The following is a 17,353-nucleotide window of genomic DNA, read 5'->3' as shown; positions in this document are numbered from 1 at the left end:
GTTGTTATAACAAATAAAACCTTTAGCTAATGTAGTAAAAAAGGATCTCCACGTGTTTAAGCTCGCTCACAACGGCAACGTTTTATTAGATGTTCATGAAAACTCGCCTCCTAGTGCTGCGTTTATTATCGAAGCATTAGAAAAGTCACCATTTTGCGAATGCAGAGTGGATCATGAAGCTATCAATAAATTCTTCAAAAGTGACTCTAACGAGCGCATGCTTGTTGTTGCCTCTAAACATGATGCGAGCCTAGTTGTAACCCTAAGCGATGATAAAATGCTTGCTACAGGCGAACTTACTCTTGCTGAAGGCGGCAAAGTTATGACGCTTGATGAAGCTAAAAAGGAGCTTATCAGAGCGGGCGTTGCTCGCGGGTACAAACAAGCTTTCTTGGAACAGCTATTACAACAACAGTTTGAGTTACCAGCAGGAAAAGTCGCTAAAGGCGTGCTAGCAAAAGGTCGCTTACCTATCGATGGCCAACCATCAAAACTAGTTTCTCAAGTTGAAACGCTCAAAGATCGCTTAAAAAAACCCAAATTGCGTGAAGATGGTACTGTCGATATGCGTGATTTTGGCAAGCTCGCCAGTGTCGAACCCGGCGTATTACTTATCAAGCAAATCCCTGCGACTCCGGGTAAAGAAGGCTTTACTGTTACCGGTGATGTATTACCAGCCAAGCCAGGTGAAAGTAACACTCTAGTTGCTGGTGAAGGTACCGAAATATCTAAAAATAATCCGCTTGAACTTATTTCAGCCATTGCTGGTGTTCCAGTAGATATCGCGAATGGCATGCGAGTTGATGATATTTTTACCATTGCCGATGTCAACGTAAAAACCGGCCATGTAGATTTTGAAGGTAGCGTCATTGTAACTCATAATGTTGAGCCGGGAATGCGTATTAATGCCAAAGGCGATATAACAGTTATGGGCACTGTAGAGTCTGGTCATTTATCTGCAGCTGGTGATATCACCATAAAACAAGGCGTAATTGGCCACCAACTCGAAGATAAAAAGTTATCATGTAATATCATCAGTCAAGGCGACATTCACTTATCACATGGTCAATACAGCTACCTTGAAGCAAACAATATCCTCATCGACCGACAAGCCAGCCATTGTGTAATGAAAGCCACTAAATTGTTGCAAGTCGGCCAAGAAGATAACCCCCAAGGAAAACTATTTGGCGGTGAAATTTTAGATGCTCAAATAGTTATTGCTGGCGAAATTGGCAATGAATCAGGCGCGAAGATGGTGATTAACTTAGCGGCTTCAGGTGCTGATGTAACAGCACAAACAGACCAATGCTTCAAAGATTTAGCACAAACAGATTCGCAACTTGATACCTTACAAGCGGCTATCGAAAAAGCGGATTTAGTAAAAGATGCAGAAAAGAAAAAAACTCTTCTGGCCAAAATAGGGGCCACACAAATGCACTATTGCGAGCAAGCTGAAATGCTTGAGAAAAAACTATCAAGTTTAGAGCATCATTTGCATGATTTACTTGAAGATGCGCAATTAGTCGTTAACAAAACATTGCACTCAGGGGTAGAAATACATATTTTTGAAAAAGTGCTACGTACAAACCGTAAGTACCCCCCTTGCAAGGTTAAGCTTGAAGAGAACAAGGTTGAGGTGGAGTTTAAAACCAGTTAATAAAAAAGAGGCTTTAAGCCTCTTTTTACCAGGGTCATTAATCTTAACTTAGAGAATTCCTTCCACTTGCTGTTTTAGCTGTTCAGGCCAAACACCAACTTGTACTTGCCCGATATGCTGTTTTTGTAACAGCAACATAGCGAGTCGTGATTGACCAATCCCACCACCAATTGTTTGCGGGAACTGCTTCGCAAGTAGCTGTTTATGCCAATCAAACTCTAAACGAGCTTGGTCGCCTGTAATCGCTAATTGAGTAGCTAATGCATCAGGACTTACACGAATGCCCATTGAAGAGATTTCAAAGGCATCTTCTAGCACCGGGTTCCAAACTAAAATATCACCGTTTAAGCCTGCAAATTTACTGCAGGTTTGGGTTGACCAATCGTCATAATCCGGTGCTCGTACGTCATGAATTTTGCCATCGGCAAGTGTGCCGCCTATACCAATTAAAAATACCGCACCGTATTCTTGTGCTACCGCTTTTTCACGTTGTTTTGCAGTAAAGTCAGGATACATCTGACGTAACTGTTCACTGTGTACAAAGGTGATTTGCTCTGGCAAAAATGGCGTTAAACCAAACTCGCTTGATACAAAGCGTTCGGTTGCTTTAATAGCCTGATAAAGTGATGTTACGGTTTCTTTTAGCTTGTCTAAGGTGCGCTCAGTACTCTCGCAAATTACTTTTTCCCAATCCCATTGGTCAACATACACCGAGTGAATTGGGCTTAAAGATTCTTCATCTGGGCGAAGCGCCTTCATATGCGTATAGAGCCCCTCACCTACCGAAAAATCGTAATCAGCCAAGGTTTTGCGTTTCCATTTAGCTAAAGAGTGCACTACTTCAAATTGGCTACCCGGAATTGTTTTCACTGCTACCGATACAGCATTTTCAGTACCGCTTAAGTTATCTTGAATACCATCGCCTACTTTTGCCAAGATCGGCGCTTGTACCTCAACTAATCCTAATTGTTGTTCTAATTGGCTTGAAAAAAACTGTTTTACTTTACTAATTTGCTGCTGTTGCTGCAGGTAGTGTGAACTCATAATAATTGGCCTCATTCCCAGTTATTGTTACTTGCTTGATTAGAGAAACCCACTGCTTGGCCCCTCCTGTTAAAACAATCCTCAACTAAACAAAGATAATTTTCAACAACCCGCAATAAAAAGAACTTAACATTGAAATTTTCATAAAAATAATGCTATAAATTTTACTGATTCAATAATTAATACTAATAAATACCATGGAAAATTATCAAATCGATAATCTCGATAAAAACATCCTTAATGCTTTAATGGAAAATGCGCGAACAGCGTATGCAGAACTTGCTAAACGCTTTGCAGTAAGTGCCGGAACTATTCATGTTCGAGTCGAAAAGATGAAACAAGCGGGAATTATTACAGGCACCCAAGTCAGTATTGATGCCAAACAGCTTGGTTACGATGTTTGCTGTTTTATTGGTATTAACCTCAACAATGCCCGTGATTACCCACAAACGTTACTGCATTTAAAAGAGCTAGAAGAAGTCGTAGAAGCTTATTACACCACGGGTAATTACAGTATATTTATCAAAGTGATGGCACGCTCAATTGATCATCTACAAGATGTGTTAATTAACAAAATACAAGCCATCGAAGCTATTCAATCAACAGAAACGCTGATCTCATTACAAAACCCAATTAGCCGTGCTGTTGTTCCCTAGGGTATAATCAGCGCTAATTAGAATCCGTCAACGAGCACACAACTATGGATACAACTCGCTTTGAGCGTGTTAAGCGCGTATTAGATCGCCGCCAAACGGACCTAACGGTTTGTTTAGAAGAGGTACATAAGCATCATAATTTATCGGCCATTGCCCGCACAGCTGACGCGACAGGCTGCCATCATGTTCATGCTGTATGGCCAGAGAATCAAAAATGGTTAACTAACAATACTTCTGGTGGTAGTAAAAACTGGCTCGAAACTCACTTGCATCTCAATATCGATGAAGCCGTAGCCATGATGCGTGTGCAAAATCCTGATGTACAAATTTTAGCAACTCACCTCAGCGACGACGCAGTCGACTTTCGTGAAATTGATTACACCAAACCGACAGCTGTTATTGTTGGTCAAGAACGTGATGGTATTTCGCCGCGTGCCCTCGCTCATGCTGATAAAAACATCATCATCCCAATGCAAGGAATGGTGCAATCTCTTAATGTATCTGTTGCAGCGGCACTTATTTTATTTGAAGCACAGCGCCAACGTGAAGAAGCAGGTCTTTATAACCGCGATATGCTTGATGCGAAAGTTAAGCATCGTATTTTGTTTGAAGGCTGTCACCCTATCATTGCTGAACAATGCCGCGAAAAAGAGCTGCCGTACCCTGAGCTGGATGAAAATGGGGAAATTGTTGCTGATGAAACGTTCTGGAACATTTTAAAACACACGCAACCGCTTGAAGCCACTAACGAGTGCAAGTAAACTGAAAAACAGTCTACTAATTAATAATTTGAGTCACCTTTGAGTCATCCTAGCTTAGCGTTATACCCAATTACAGAATTAAAAGGCGTCGGCCCAAAAATGGCCGAGCGCCTTGCTAAGCTAAATATTCATACGGTGCAAGACATGCTGTTTCATTTACCTCACCGCTATGAAGACCGCACCCGTATTCATCCCATCTGCGAGCTGCAACCGCATAGCCATGTTAGTGTTGAAGCCACTATTGAAACCAGCCAAATTACCTTTGGTAAAAGACGCATGCTGGTTTGCCAAGTAAATGATGGCACGGGCCGTTTAACGCTCAGGTTTTTTAACTTTAGCGCGGCTCAAAAAAATGCCTTAGGTACAGGTAAAATCATTCGCTGCTTTGGTGAGATCCGCCGTGGTCGTGTTGGCTTTGAAATGACACACCCTGAATACAGCTTATCGGATACCCCTTCTGAGCAACCAACGAATACCACGCTTACGCCGGTTTATCCTGTTACCGAAGGACTTAAACAGTTATCTATTCGTGCGCTTAGCGATCAAGCACTTGCGCTATTAACTAAATACCCTGTAGAAGAGTTGCTGCCAGAACAGTTTCAGCCAACCGGAATGCGTTTAGCCGATGCGCTCATGACCTTACATCGCCCACAAAACGATATTGATTTAACTGCCCTTGAACAAGGTATGCACCCTGCCCAGCAACGGCTAGTGTTTGAAGAGCTGCTTGCGCAAAACTTAAGCCTTTTAAAGCTACGTCAAAAAGGGCAAACGGTAAAAGCGGTTGCTTTAAAGCCGCATAACCAACTTGAGCAACAGTTTTTAGCTAATTTAGCCTTTAGCCCAACTAACGCACAAAGTCGTGTAGTGGCAGAAATCAAAGGTGACTTACAACACCCGTTTCCGATGATGCGCCTAGTACAGGGCGATGTAGGCTCTGGTAAAACCTTAGTTGCAGCGCTCAGTGCGCTCAGTGCTATCAGCGAAGGCTATCAAGTAGCGCTAATGGCACCAACAGAGATTTTATCAGAGCAACATGGCATCAACTTTAGCCAATGGTTTAATCAACTCGGTGTTGAAGTCGCTTGGTTAGGTGGCAAAAGTAAAGGTAAAGAGCGTGCAGCGACTTTGGAGAAAATCGCCTCTGGGGAAGCACAAATGATTGTTGGCACCCATGCATTATTCCAAGAACAGGTTGAGTTTAATAATCTCGTTTTGATTATCATAGATGAGCAACACCGCTTTGGTGTTCATCAGCGTTTATCACTGCGTGAAAAAGGCCGCTTTGGTGATTGCTACCCACACCAATTAGTGATGACTGCAACCCCTATCCCGCGAACCTTAGCAATGACAGCCTACGCTGATTTAGAAACCTCAGTGATTGATGAGTTACCACCCGGTAGAACGCCTATCACAACGGTGGCGATTCCAGATGCACGCCGAGACGAAATTATTCAACGTGTGAGAACAGCATGCTCAGAGCAAGGTCGTCAAGTGTATTGGGTTTGCACCCTGATTGATGAATCTGAAGTGCTGCAATGCCAAGCCGCCGAGGATAGCGCCGAGCAATTAAAAGCAGCACTACCAGAGCTAAACGTTGGCTTGGTGCATGGCCGGATGAAAGCCGCCGAAAAGCAAGCCATTATGAGTGAGTTTAAAGCAGGTAATATTCATGTACTGGTTGCCACAACCGTGATTGAAGTGGGTGTTGATGTGCCTAATGCGAGCCTTATTATTATTGAAAATCCTGAACGGTTAGGGCTTGCACAACTTCACCAGCTACGCGGCCGTGTTGGTCGTGGGGCAACGGCATCACACTGTGTTTTACTTTATCATGCGCCATTATCAGCTACAGCGCAAAAACGCTTAGGTGTGCTGCGTGAAAGTAATGATGGCTTTGTGATTGCTGAGCGAGATCTCGAAATCCGTGGCCCAGGTGAAGTACTTGGCACCAAACAAACAGGCTTAGCTGAATTCAAAATCGCCGACCTAAACCGCGATAAACAAACACTCAATCATGTCAGACCCATCGCTTTCAAAATATTGAATGACTACCCAGAACTTACCGATAAATTGATTCAACGCTGGCTTGCAGGCAAATCAAACTACGCACAAGCTTAAAGCTAACTTCAGTATAATTTTGTTGTTCAACAAAAAAAGCCCAGCTAATTAGCTGGGCTCACAAGTAAGGGAGTGTTCACTTAGAATTTGTATTCAATACCAACACCTAGGTAATCTTGGTCAACTTGATTGTCTGTATCAAACGTTGAGTAGAAACCAAATACTTTGGTGTTTTTGTTTAGCTTGTGATCAACACCTGCAGAAATAGCTGTTTTCTTATCGCCTTCATCAAAGTCAATTACTTGGTACTGTACTTTGAATGTGTTGCTATTCATTTGGTAAGCAGCATTTACTAAGTAGCCATCAGCTTCTGCGCTACCATCCACTTTTTCTTGTGTTTGGTACATAGCACCTAGTTTGAAGTCACCTAGTTTACCTTGTACTGTTGCACGAACAATGTCGTAACCTTTTACTTCGCTGTCAGCTGCAACTGATGCATAAAGTTTGCTTTCTTTAAGTTTTGCATCGCCGTAAGTTAACGCTACTGAGTACCCGTTATCAGCATCTACATCATCTTCAGCTACATAAGTTGCTAATACTTTGAAGCCACTGAAGTCTTTAGAAGCATAAGAAATAGTGTCGCCTAAACGGTTTTCACCTTTAAATGCGTTTTTGATATCGCCTTCAAGGTCATTGAATAAATCAACTTTACCTTGAGATTGCTTCATTGCTGTATCGTTACGACCGATAACAACTTGACCAAAGCTACCTTTCACACCCACGTATTGATTACGCGCAGTGATGTTATCGTCATTGTCGCCTTTTGAATCAGCGTCAGATACGTCTACACCAAACTCAAATTTATAAACCGCTTCTAAGCCTTCAGAAATTTCTTCTGAACCTTTTAAGCCAAAACGTGAGTTATTGCTTTTAATTTCAGTGAAAGACCCTTCGCCATCATCTGATGATTGAACAGTCACGTTTGCTTTACCATATACATCTACATCAGCTAGTGCAGAAAAAGATAAACCACCAAATAAAGCTAGGAATAAGCTAGACTTTGCAAATTTCATGTCGTTTCCTCAATAATCGCAACAAAAAACACATGTTGTGTTTCAATGCGCGCAGTGTGACAGTAAAAAATGACAGAAAGATGACAGTTGAAATAAAAGCGTCAATTTAGCTTCATAAAATGTAATTAATTTTGAAATAAAAACGTAACTCACTGTTGTAAAATTAAATTTTTATGAAAGCTAAATTAAATTAATTTTAAGCTTTTATTTGTAGCTCAGTTAATAAAGTGACTAACTTCTCTAACAGAGGGGTTTGCTCGTTGTCTCTGTGGTAAGCAACAAACACATCACGCGATGTATGCGCAACATCTTCAACATGATAAAGCTCACCAGATTTAAGCTGCTCTTCAACTAATAACTGAGGAATAAAGGCACTGCCGCCGCACTTCAAAATTAAATCAAGCGCAATACGGCCCGTACTGGTTCTAAAATATGGAGGGGCGTGGCCGTTAAACTCACGAGCATGCCATAAAGAAAAGGTGGTACCCCAATCAACATAGACATATTGATTATCGAAAAAGTTTTCACTATTTGCTGTTTCAAAAGCACTCACAGGAATAATAGGTAACTCACAAATTCGCTGTACAACCAGTTCATCTACTTTAGGGGGATCGAACAACACAGCTAAATCTAGAGTACGTTCCAGTAATAAGCGAGTACTCTCTTGTTGTGCTTTGACTTCAGCAACTAACGACACACCCGGCATAGCAGAAACAATATTAGTAATACCAAACTGTAAAAATGCATCCCAAATATTAGGTGTTCCTGCTAAGCTAATTTGCTTATGCATATTATCTGCAAGTGCCACATCAACTTTTGCGCGCTGCATACCCGTAATGATCATTTGTGCATGTGGCAGTAATCGCTCACCAGGCGCCGTTAACTGTATGTTGTTACGTTGGCGAATAAATAAGTTAACGCCTAAACCTTGCTCTAATTGTCGGATCCGAAAACTCACAGCAGACTGTGTAATATATAAATTTTCAGCTGCCTTACCGAAATGGCGCGTACGGACCACTTCAACAAAAGTCTTCAATAAATCGATATCCATTTTTTACCCTTACGATAAAAATAATTTGTTTAATAAAATCGACAACTTGATCCATACTCCAGCAAGAAATTAGGGCATGAGGATAAAGCCATGAGCAATGACATTTCATCACTTCGTCAGGCATTTGCAAGCCAACGTCAATTCTATGATGATCAAAATTTCCCACGCGGTTTTGGTCGTAGTGGTCACTTCACTTTGCTAGAAGCCGACATTCTCGAGCAGCATGGTGTTGTTCTAAAGGGTTTATACAACAAAACCCTAGAACCACAAAATGAATTTCAAACTCAATTTGTACAAGTTGTCACCGGCAATCTTGACGCGACCAATGCAATTGAACGTGCTTGGGTCAAATACCTAAAGCAAACCACTTGCAAAACGAAATTTCATACATTGTTTGGACGTTCCCGTATTGCAAACCCAACAACACAAAGCGTTGAATATTATTCTGAGTCAGACAGCTTATAACGATTTGCTTTTTTAGGCTTTTAAGGTTAAAACTTGTAGTAACTATTGCTTCGCCAAAAAGTTATAACAAGGCAAACCGTGACTAGAAGAATATTAATAATTGAAGATACGCCAACGATTGCGCGAGTGCAAAAGCATATCGCGCAAAAAGTTGGTTATGAAGCCGATATTGCAGGCTCGTTGGCTGAAGCAAAAAAGTTAGTTGAAGAGCACTCTTATTTTTGTTCGGTAGTAGACTTTATTCTACCTGATGCACCAAAAGGCGAAGCAATTCCTTTTACTATCGCCTCTGATATTCCCACAATTGTCATGACGGGAAACCTAGATGAGACAACGCGTAATATTGTCGAAAAGCACCCAATAATTGACTACATTACTAAAGAAAATAAACAAGCTTATCAGTATCTTGAAAAACAACTCGCTCGCTTGCCTCGAAATGAACAAGTGCAAGTTCTTGTCGTTGATGATTCAGCGGCAACTCGCCACCACATTTGTAACTTATTAACTCGTCACAAATACCAAACCATTGAAGCTGTTGATGGTGTCGACGCTTTAAAAGTACTGGCTGAAAACCCAAAAATATCGGTGATCATTACCGATAACGAAATGCCAAACATGAATGGGGATGAGCTTTGTGTTGAAATTCGTCGTTTATATTCCAATGATGAAAAAGCCATAATCGGCATTTCTGCACTCGATACTCTGCACTTATCAACGCGCTTTTTAAAATCTGGTGCAGACGATTACCTTCGCAAGCCATTTAATAATGAAGAATTCTATTGCCGGCTAAGTCAAAACGTCGACATGCTTGAAAACATTAAAACGATTCGTTTACAAGCAAACACTGATTACCTCACTAAGCTGCCTAATCGCCGCTATTTCTTTGGTGAAGCAAACAGCCACCTCAAAGCTGCAAAACTGGCAGAAAACTCTGTCTCTTTAGCTATGATCGATATTGACCACTTTAAATCAATAAATGATAACTATGGTCATGATGCCGGTGATGAAGTGCTTAAGGGCCTATCGCAATGTATGGCAAAGTATTTTAAAAATAATTTAGTTGGCCGCTTTGGTGGTGAAGAGTTTGCAGTATATTTTGCTGATCAAGACCGACATGAATCGTTACAGCGTTTAGAAAAATTCCGCTTATTTGTTGAAAAGCACAGCCCTGAATTTAGCAAAGACCGTATCAAGTTTACGCTGTCGATTGGTTTTCATAATGGGCCTATTTATAGTTTAGATGAACTAATAAAACAGGCCGATCTAAAGCTTTATCAAGCAAAAGAGTCTGGGCGCAACAAACTAATAAGCTAAGCCTATACAGGCTTAGTCACTGCCTCTAATTTCGCTTTGCGTTGCTTACGACTTTGGCGGTACGAATCCCAACTGAATAACGCCAAAGCGCTCCAAATACAGGCAAAGGTCACCACACGCTCAGCATCAAATACCTCACCATAAAAAGCCACGGCAAGCATAAACATTAAACTTGGACCAATGTACTGAAAAAAGCCTAATGTGCTGTACTGAAGGCGTTTTGCTGCACCGGTAAAACACAACAGTGGTAAAGTTGTCACCACTCCTGCACTTATCAGTAACACGTTAATATGCCAATCATTTGCAGTTAAATCAGAGCTTGGCGAAGGCGCCATAAACCACCAGTAAATAAGTGCAACAGGTAATAAAATAAGTGCTTCGAGCAATAATCCTGGTAATGATTCAATCGGCAGCTTTTTGCGTAAAAGACCATAAATAGCAAACGAGCCAGCTAGCGAAAAAGCAACCACAGGAAATGATCCAAAGCTCACTAATTGAAGCAGCACACCACAAAGCGCGAGGCCTACAGCAACGCCTTGCCATTTACGCAGCCGCTCACCTAAAAACAACATACCAAGCAACACATTTAGTAGTGGGTTGATGTAATAACCTAAACTAGCATCGAGCATGTGATTATTGTTCACCGCCCAAATAAATAACCCCCAGTTAAAGCCAAGTAAACTTGCTGTTATTACCAACATCAAAAGTAATTTAGGTTGCCCAAGCACAATTCGAATACGCTGCCATTGATGACGAGCTGCAATAATAAGAAGTAAAAATAACACCGACCAAATAACACGGTGCATTAAGATCTCAAAAGCAGAAACCTGCTGAAGAAATTTAAAATAAATGGGTGCAAGACCCCACATAAAAAAGGCTAAACAAGCGAAAATGACACCTTTTCGCTGCTCAATGTTGGTAGGCATAAGTTTGGCTTTATAGTTTAAAAGCGCTATTTTACGCCCCCTAAACAGTGACGCAACCAAAACACGCTAAATAAGCCCATGTATTTACTTCTTAAAAGGGACTGCCATTGTTGCAAAGTAACGCCGTGATATTAAGCTCCTGTGAAGCGCTGAATTCTGCATTTTGAGGTAGTTTGGGTATATTGCTAAAGACATCGCTATAAAAAACCACTAAAATGCTCGGCGATGAATACCAATACCGCAATGTCCAACACACCCGTTCGATCACCACAAGCCGTACTCAAACAAGTGTTTGGTTACAAGGACTTTCGTGATGGCCAAGAAGCGATTATAGCCGCAGCGCTAGACGGCCAAGACTCGCTTGTACTTCTACCAACGGGTGGAGGCAAATCATTATGCTATCAAGTACCCGCTTTGATCCTCGATGGTGTTACTGTGGTTATCTCGCCGCTTATATCCTTGATGCAAGACCAAGTTGCCCAACTAAGAGCCCTCGGCGTGCAAGCGGCCTACATCAATAACAGCCTGCCTTTTGAAGAGCAACAAGCTGTCTATCAACAATTACACTACGGCCAAATTAAGCTGTTATATGTTGCACCAGAAAAAGTATTACAACACGAATTTTTAGAGCGCTTGAGTCATCTTAAACTCGCACTTTTTGCTATTGATGAAGCTCACTGTGTCTCGCATTGGGGGCATGACTTTAGGCCGCATTACTGTCGGCTCAACGAGTTAAAGCAACGCTTTATGCACGTGCCCATGATGGCCCTTACAGCAACGGCAGATAAAGCAACTCGTTACGATATTATTGAACAGCTTCAGCTTAACCACCCTTACGTGCACACTGGTAGCTTCGATAGACCTAACATTCGTTACACCATAGAAGAAAAATTCAAACCTATGGTACAACTGCTTCGATATTTAAAAGAGCAGCAAAATCAAAGCGGCATTATTTATTGCACCAGCCGCAAACGGGTTGATGATGTAGCCGAAAAACTTGCTGACGCAGGGTTTAATGCCGCCGCCTACCATGCAGGTATGAGCAATGAACAACGCCAATTTGTGCAATCGGGCTTTGCCCGTGACGATATTCAAATTGTGGTTGCGACCGTTGCCTTTGGCATGGGGATTAATAAACCAAACGTACGTTTTGTGGTGCATTACGATATTCCAAAAAGCATTGAGGCTTACTACCAAGAGACCGGTCGTGCAGGTCGTGATGGTCTGGCTGCAGAAGCGATAATGTATTTTGATCCGGCCGATATTGGTCGCGTACGCCGCTTTTTTGAAGATATTGAAGACGAGCAACGGCGTCGTGTTGAAGAGCAACGCTTTAATGCTATGGCCAGCTTTGCCGAAGCACAAACATGCCGCAGACAAATTTTGCTAAATTACTTTAGTGAATATAAGCGCGAAACCTGTGGTAACTGTGATATTTGCTTAAACCCACCGACTAGCTTTGATGGCACACTTGTCGCACAACAAGCTCTCTCGTGTGTGTATCGTGCAGAACAACGTTTTGGTATTGGCTATATTGTTGAGTTACTGCGCGGCGCAAACACTAGCCGTATTCGTGATAACAATCACCACCAGCTAAGCACCTATGGCATAGGAAAAGAGCATAGTGTGGAGTTCTGGCTAAGTATTTTAAGGCAGCTTATCCATCAAGGGTTATTAAGCCAAGATATTACCCAAGGCTCTTCATTACGCTTAACCGAAGCCGCCCGTGCGGTGCTTAAAAGTGAGTATGCACTGCAACTTGCTGAACCTCGCCTACAAGCTAAGCACGTTTACCAAGATAAACTTGCTCAGTTTAATTACGATAAAAAGCTGTTTGCAAAATTACGTGCCTTACGTAAAGAGTTGGCAGATGCTGATGATGTACCACCTTATGTGGTATTCAATGATAAAACTCTCGCTGAAATGGCGCAGCTCATGCCAACCAATGACAGTGAGTTTTTGAAGGTATCAGGTGTTGGTTTCACTAAGCTCAATAAGTACGGCGCACCGTTTTTAAATACCATTCGCGACTATCTTGCCGCTAATTAGGACTGCTATGACTGAACTAAGCTATGATGCTGAGCATGAAATCATTCTCATAACGTCAAGTGAGTTTCCACACGACGAAGACTTTGAACTTTGGGCAACCCTTTTCTTACACGCTCCAGCAATAACAACCGCCGACTTTGATGCTGGCGCTGATCGTCATCAATTACGCTTTCACTTTACAGATCATAGTTTTAATCTAAACTTTGAACATTACAGTGAAAGTATTTGGATTAATGCTGAAGGCATTGAGGCCAGTGCAGTTTTACCGCAACTTTATCAATATTTAGTCATGCAATTACAATAATAAGCTAGACTTTTTTCCACGCTTAGTATGTAGTAGTTGCACAGGACATACTCAACTAAGGGTGTAAATGGGATTTAAGCAGTCGCACTTTGTTGCTAGGCTAATAACACTATTACCAATCTGCATAGCAGCCAATGTTCATGCAGAGCAGCTATTAACTGACGATAATAATTATTGTCAAAACCAGCGCACGCTTAAATCGCAAGATAATAACTTACGCCGCCAACTCGATGCAGATAATCCACTTCCCGATGCTGCTAATAACCGTAAAATAGTCGCCATTGAACTTGAACAGCTAAACGTCTTTAACACTGAGCTAGATGAAGAAAATAACTTTTTATTCCGGTTTGCCAATCGCGCTCACATGACGACTGAGCCAGAGGTAATACACAGCGTTTTATTGTTCGAAGAAGGTGATGTTTATAATCCACGTAAATTACTAGAGTCAGAGCGGTTACTGCGTAAACAAGGCTATTTATATGATGCACGTATCAACGCAAAGCTCGATTGTGATGGCAACGTCCATGTAAAAGTAATTACGCGCGATCTGTGGACTTTATTACCAGAAATAAGCTTTAGCCGTAGCGGCGGTGAGAATGAGTCGAGTATTGGCTTTCGCGAGTCAAACTTTTTAGGCTGGGGTAAACGAGTGTCATTTAGCCGCACCCGTGATGCTGATCGCACAGGTTACCTATTTGTGTATGACGATCCACATATATTCTCTAGCCGTTATCAAGGCCGTTTAGAATACTCAGACAATGATGACGGTAAACGTCATTACCTCGATGTCAGCTACCCGTTTTTCTCAATCGATACGCCCTACAGTTACGGTGTTACAAGTTACTCTGATCAACGCCGAGAGTCACTTTACTATCGCGGCGATGTAGTTAGCGAATTTGAGCAAAAGACCATATTAAACCGTGCTTACTTTGGTCACTCATCACAACTTGGCAATAGCTGGACGCAGCGTATCAAACTCGGGGTAGAAAGTCGTAAAGATACTTTCAAGGCCATATCATTAACGAATTTACCTATCGCTGAAGATAGAACGCTGAGTTACCCTTACGTTAGTGGTCAATGGTTTGAAGATCACTACGTTAAGGTAAGAAATTTCGATAGCATCTACCGTACTGAAGATTTAAACCTTGGTTGGAATATCCGCGCTTTACTCGGTTATTCGAGTAAAGATTTTAGCGACGATGCCAGCCGTACTATTTACTCGTTATCTTTATCAAAGGCGCATTACTCTGGAGACAACCAATTGTGGCGCTTTAAAGCAGACCTTGATGGCTACTGGAATGAAGAAACCGATGACGTCGAAAACCTGTTTGCCAGCACGCAGTTACAGTATTACCTCAATACCACACTAAGACAAAGCTGGTATGCCAAAGCCCGCCTACAATATGCAGAAAATCTCACTGCTGATAAGCAACTCACGATTGGTGGGGAGAATGGCCTGCGTGGATACCCGCTTGACTACCAAGTTGGCGACCGCAGCTTTTTAGTGACTTTAGAGAAGCGCTACTACTGGGAATATGACTTACTGCAATTGTTTAAAGTCGGTGGTGCCGCGTTTTATGATATTGGTAGAGCGTGGTATAACAACAAAGATAATGGCGATAACGGTAACGTGCTGCAAAATGTGGGAGTGGGCCTTCGCTTAGCGCCAAGCCGTGCCAATGCCGGTACGGTAATTCACCTAGATATTGCCGCACCAATTAACAAGCAAGATGATGATATCGACTCTGTGCAGTGGCTAGTAACGGTTAAAAATACCTTTTAAAGTAGTGTTATTGTTTAGCTAAAAAGCTAAAATCGAAACGTAAAATATTAACTTAGGAACCCTTTTGGACTTCGTCGAATTCTTTAACGAGCAATATCATTTAATCGTGACTGTCATCGCAGTTTTGCTTTATCCACTACTGCGTAAAACCACCAAAAAACTGCTGTTAAAAGCAATTAAAGGCAAAGCTGATCCGCATCGTGAATACCGTGCTGAGCTGTTGCTCAATATCATTCTTGCCATTGTCATGCTGTGTTTAGTATTGGTTTTTTGGGGTATAGAGCTACGCGGCTTACTAGTACTTGGCTCATCCATTTTTGCCATGCTAGGTGTCGCGCTTTTTGCAGCCTGGTCGTTACTAAGTAACCTAACAGCCTTCTTGTTGATGTTTATTCAAAACGACTGCCGCGTTGGCTTTTGGGTGAGAGTAATTGACGGTGCAAACTTCTTAGAAGGCCGCATTATCGAAATGGGACTAATGAACGTGGTACTTGAACACGTTGATGGTCACAAAGTGATTTACCCAAACAACATCTTTGTTACCCGCCCTGTGATGGTCCTAAAAAACCCACCTACAGCAACCAAAGCGCCAACCATAAAACGTATTTTAGGTCCAAAAAAGTAACGACTTAAAGTTAACGAGATGCTTGCTAAAGAGGTGTTTTTTTTCTGCTTCCATAGGCGATTAATATAAAACTAAATAAAATGACTAAAGGGTGAAATAACACAATGTGAACAGCACTTTGCTCAGTAAAAAAGCCGTGCGTAAGTGAAATAGCAAGCGTGCATAAGCCTGTATAAAATAGAAAAATTTTCATCTTTGATCCTTTAATCATTCTTACGACAAGTAAGTAAAAAAACTATAAACCTTGTACTTGTTCTAAGGTCAAGTATTAGATGGGGACAGGCGGATACAAAAAAGCCAAACAGGTAGTTTGGCTTTTTGAATTACAGAATAGGGTATTAGTTATTTAATTCTGCGGTTTTTAACTCGTCTTCAATATCACTTATTTCATCAATAAAGTTTTCGAGCTGTTGTTCAACTAAGCTGTTTGCGTGAGCAAAGTAAGCAAGATGGAACACGGCATCCCCCTCGTTTACCAGCGGCATGGTTTGTTGACCAATGACAATACCGCTGCGCGGCGCTAGTAACTCAAGCTCAGCATCACCAAGAGGGCTGCTAATATAAGCTAGAACCTGCCCTTTCATTACTCGCTCACCGAGTGACACTTGTGCACGAACAATACCGTCAACTTCAGCGCGTACCCAACTCGTCGAGCTTGCAATAATCGGCTCTGGTAACTTTTTAGCACGCTTGCCACGCACCATTTTTAAATGGCGCATGACATAGTCAACACCTTGCACACCAGCTGCAATGGCTATTGGATCAAAGCGTAGCGCTTCGCCGGCTTCATAGGTAATAACGGGTATTCCTAAATTGGCCGCTTCACTGCGCAATGAGCCATTACGAAGTGACGCGTCAATCACCGCTGGAGTACCAAACGCTTTTGCCATAGCCGCCGTTGCAGGGTCGCTCAAATTGGCACGAATTTGTGGCAAGTTAGTTCGGTGAATTGCACCTGTGTGCAAATCAATAATATGCGTACAATGCATTGCCACCTGAGTAAAAAACGCATTCGCCATTCGCCCTGCTAACGAGCCTCGTGTTGAGCCCGGAAAACTGCGGTTCATGTCACGGCGGTCTGGTAAATAGCGTGACTTGTGAATAAAGCCAAACACATTCACAATCGGTACCGCAATAATAGTACCGCGCAATTGCTCCGGATCGATTTTAGCAAGCAACTGCCTAACAACCTCAACACCATTGAGCTCATCACCGTGAATTGCAGCACATACCATTAATACAGGCCCTTGCTGCACACCATTGACGACTTCAATTGGAATATTTAACGGCGAGTGGGTGTAAAGCTTGGCAGCTTCAATCGCAAATGTTTTACGTTCGCCAACACCAACCGTATCGCCTAAAATTGAAAACGGTGTATTTTTCTTAACCTTAGCCACGCACTTTTCCTTTTAATAGAGCGCTAATACCCAAACCTCCTCAAGGTGCAGAATTCAGCGTTTCACAGGTGCTTAATATCAAGGCGTTACTTTGCAAGAATGGCAGTCCCTTTTAAGAAGTAACAACGATGAGAGTAAGTGCCTGTGAAGCGCCCAAAGGGTTGGTTTAAAAGCGATTTATACTGCG

15 protein-coding genes are annotated in these 17,353 nt (G+C 42.1%); 10 read left to right on the top strand and 5 right to left on the bottom strand.

The window, feature by feature from the left end; translation table 11 throughout:
- The first annotated feature begins 52 nt into the window (after positions 1-52).
- Complete coding sequence (locus tag JIG37_RS17485; RefSeq protein WP_199529938.1) at positions 53-1,657, top strand: FapA family protein; 1,605 nt, start codon at positions 53-55, stop codon at positions 1,655-1,657.
- Between the two features lie 48 nt (positions 1,658-1,705).
- Here JIG37_RS17485 and asnA read toward each other — a convergent pair whose 3' ends face one another.
- On the bottom strand, positions 1,706-2,701 hold the full coding sequence (gene asnA, locus JIG37_RS17480) for an aspartate--ammonia ligase (protein ID WP_054554221.1): 996 nt from the start codon (positions 2,699-2,701) through the stop codon (positions 1,706-1,708).
- A gap of 197 nt (positions 2,702-2,898) precedes the next feature.
- Between asnA and asnC the strand changes: the two genes are divergently transcribed.
- The 3 genes from asnC to recG are packed head-to-tail and all read left to right on the top strand — an operon-like array spanning position 2,899 to position 6,239.
- Entirely contained in the window at positions 2,899-3,357 is a 459-nt protein-coding gene (asnC, locus tag JIG37_RS17475) for a transcriptional regulator AsnC (RefSeq protein WP_054554220.1), read from the top strand.
- 44 nt (positions 3,358-3,401) lie between these two features.
- The gene (trmH, locus tag JIG37_RS17470; protein WP_199529937.1) at positions 3,402-4,118 is read left to right on the top strand and encodes a tRNA (guanosine(18)-2'-O)-methyltransferase TrmH; all 717 of its coding nucleotides are present in this window, start codon (positions 3,402-3,404) and stop codon (positions 4,116-4,118) included.
- A gap of 39 nt (positions 4,119-4,157) precedes the next feature.
- Positions 4,158-6,239 (top strand): ATP-dependent DNA helicase RecG, encoded by a 2,082-nt coding sequence (recG, locus tag JIG37_RS17465; RefSeq protein WP_199529936.1) that lies wholly within the window; start codon positions 4,158-4,160, stop codon positions 6,237-6,239.
- Between the two features lie 80 nt (positions 6,240-6,319).
- On the opposite strand, the gene JIG37_RS17460 is transcribed toward recG, so the two are convergent.
- Positions 6,320-7,252, bottom strand: coding sequence for a porin (locus JIG37_RS17460; RefSeq protein WP_199529935.1), 933 nt, complete (start codon positions 7,250-7,252; stop codon positions 6,320-6,322).
- Positions 7,253-7,448: 196 nt separating this feature from the next.
- Complete coding sequence (locus tag JIG37_RS17455; RefSeq protein ID WP_054554216.1) at positions 7,449-8,303, bottom strand: LysR family transcriptional regulator; 855 nt, start codon at positions 8,301-8,303, stop codon at positions 7,449-7,451.
- Positions 8,304-8,393: 90 nt separating this feature from the next.
- On the opposite strand from JIG37_RS17455, the gene JIG37_RS17450 reads away from it, so the two are divergent.
- Positions 8,394-8,768 (top strand): DUF413 domain-containing protein, encoded by a 375-nt coding sequence (locus JIG37_RS17450; RefSeq protein ID WP_138616409.1) that lies wholly within the window; start codon positions 8,394-8,396, stop codon positions 8,766-8,768.
- Positions 8,769-8,846: 78 nt separating this feature from the next.
- Positions 8,847-10,082 carry a response regulator gene (locus tag JIG37_RS17445; RefSeq protein WP_054554214.1) on the top strand — a complete coding sequence of 412 codons (1,236 nt, stop codon included), beginning with the start codon at positions 8,847-8,849 and terminating at the stop codon, positions 10,080-10,082.
- A 2-nt stretch (positions 10,083-10,084) separates the two neighbouring features.
- On the opposite strand, the gene rarD is transcribed toward JIG37_RS17445, so the two are convergent.
- Entirely contained in the window at positions 10,085-11,008 is a 924-nt protein-coding gene (rarD, locus tag JIG37_RS17440; protein ID WP_054554213.1) for an EamA family transporter RarD, read from the bottom strand.
- A 225-nt stretch (positions 11,009-11,233) separates the two neighbouring features.
- Here rarD and recQ point away from each other — a divergent pair, with 225 nt between their 5' ends.
- The 4 genes from recQ to JIG37_RS17420 all read left to right on the top strand — a co-directional run bounded on the left by recQ (position 11,234) and on the right by JIG37_RS17420 (position 15,769).
- Positions 11,234-13,057 carry a DNA helicase RecQ gene (recQ, locus tag JIG37_RS17435; protein ID WP_054554212.1) on the top strand — a complete coding sequence of 608 codons (1,824 nt, stop codon included), beginning with the start codon at positions 11,234-11,236 and terminating at the stop codon, positions 13,055-13,057.
- 7 nt (positions 13,058-13,064) lie between these two features.
- Positions 13,065-13,361, top strand: a complete 297-nt coding sequence (locus JIG37_RS17430) for a DUF3630 family protein (RefSeq protein ID WP_199529934.1) — start codon at positions 13,065-13,067, stop codon at positions 13,359-13,361.
- 67 nt (positions 13,362-13,428) lie between these two features.
- Positions 13,429-15,144 carry a BamA/TamA family outer membrane protein gene (locus tag JIG37_RS17425; protein ID WP_199529933.1) on the top strand — a complete coding sequence of 572 codons (1,716 nt, stop codon included), beginning with the start codon at positions 13,429-13,431 and terminating at the stop codon, positions 15,142-15,144.
- Between the two features lie 64 nt (positions 15,145-15,208).
- Positions 15,209-15,769, top strand: coding sequence for a mechanosensitive ion channel domain-containing protein (locus JIG37_RS17420; protein WP_095209703.1), 561 nt, complete (start codon positions 15,209-15,211; stop codon positions 15,767-15,769).
- 338 nt (positions 15,770-16,107) lie between these two features.
- On the opposite strand, the gene JIG37_RS17415 is transcribed toward JIG37_RS17420, so the two are convergent.
- Complete coding sequence (locus JIG37_RS17415; protein WP_138601134.1) at positions 16,108-17,166, bottom strand: succinylglutamate desuccinylase/aspartoacylase family protein; 1,059 nt, start codon at positions 17,164-17,166, stop codon at positions 16,108-16,110.
- Between the last annotated feature and the right edge of the window lie 187 nt (positions 17,167-17,353).

The organism is Pseudoalteromonas sp. bablab_jr010 (genome assembly GCF_016464105.1).
GTDB lineage: Bacteria > Pseudomonadota > Gammaproteobacteria > Enterobacterales > Alteromonadaceae > Pseudoalteromonas > Pseudoalteromonas simplex.
Note: the sequence above shows the minus strand (reverse complement) of the source record. Positions and strands in the feature narration are given on the sequence as shown.

Bases quoted from the DNA above. Each gene is read 5' to 3' on its own strand.
- trmH (WP_199529937.1), top strand. From the start codon at position 3,402: ATGGATACAACTCGCTTTGAGCGTGTTAAGCGCGTATTAGATCGCCGC.
- JIG37_RS17450 (WP_138616409.1), top strand. From the start codon at position 8,394: ATGAGCAATGACATTTCATCACTTCGTCAGGCATTTGCAAGCCAACGT.
- asnC (WP_054554220.1), top strand. From the start codon at position 2,899: ATGGAAAATTATCAAATCGATAATCTCGATAAAAACATCCTTAATGCT.
- JIG37_RS17455 (WP_054554216.1), bottom strand. From the start codon at position 8,303: ATGGATATCGATTTATTGAAGACTTTTGTTGAAGTGGTCCGTACGCGC.
- rarD (WP_054554213.1), bottom strand. From the start codon at position 11,008: ATGCCTACCAACATTGAGCAGCGAAAAGGTGTCATTTTCGCTTGTTTA.
- recQ (WP_054554212.1), top strand. From the start codon at position 11,234: ATGAATACCAATACCGCAATGTCCAACACACCCGTTCGATCACCACAA.
- JIG37_RS17430 (WP_199529934.1), top strand. From the start codon at position 13,065: ATGACTGAACTAAGCTATGATGCTGAGCATGAAATCATTCTCATAACG.
- JIG37_RS17425 (WP_199529933.1), top strand. From the start codon at position 13,429: ATGGGATTTAAGCAGTCGCACTTTGTTGCTAGGCTAATAACACTATTA.
- asnA (WP_054554221.1), bottom strand. From the start codon at position 2,701: ATGAGTTCACACTACCTGCAGCAACAGCAGCAAATTAGTAAAGTAAAA.
- JIG37_RS17460 (WP_199529935.1), bottom strand. From the start codon at position 7,252: ATGAAATTTGCAAAGTCTAGCTTATTCCTAGCTTTATTTGGTGGTTTA.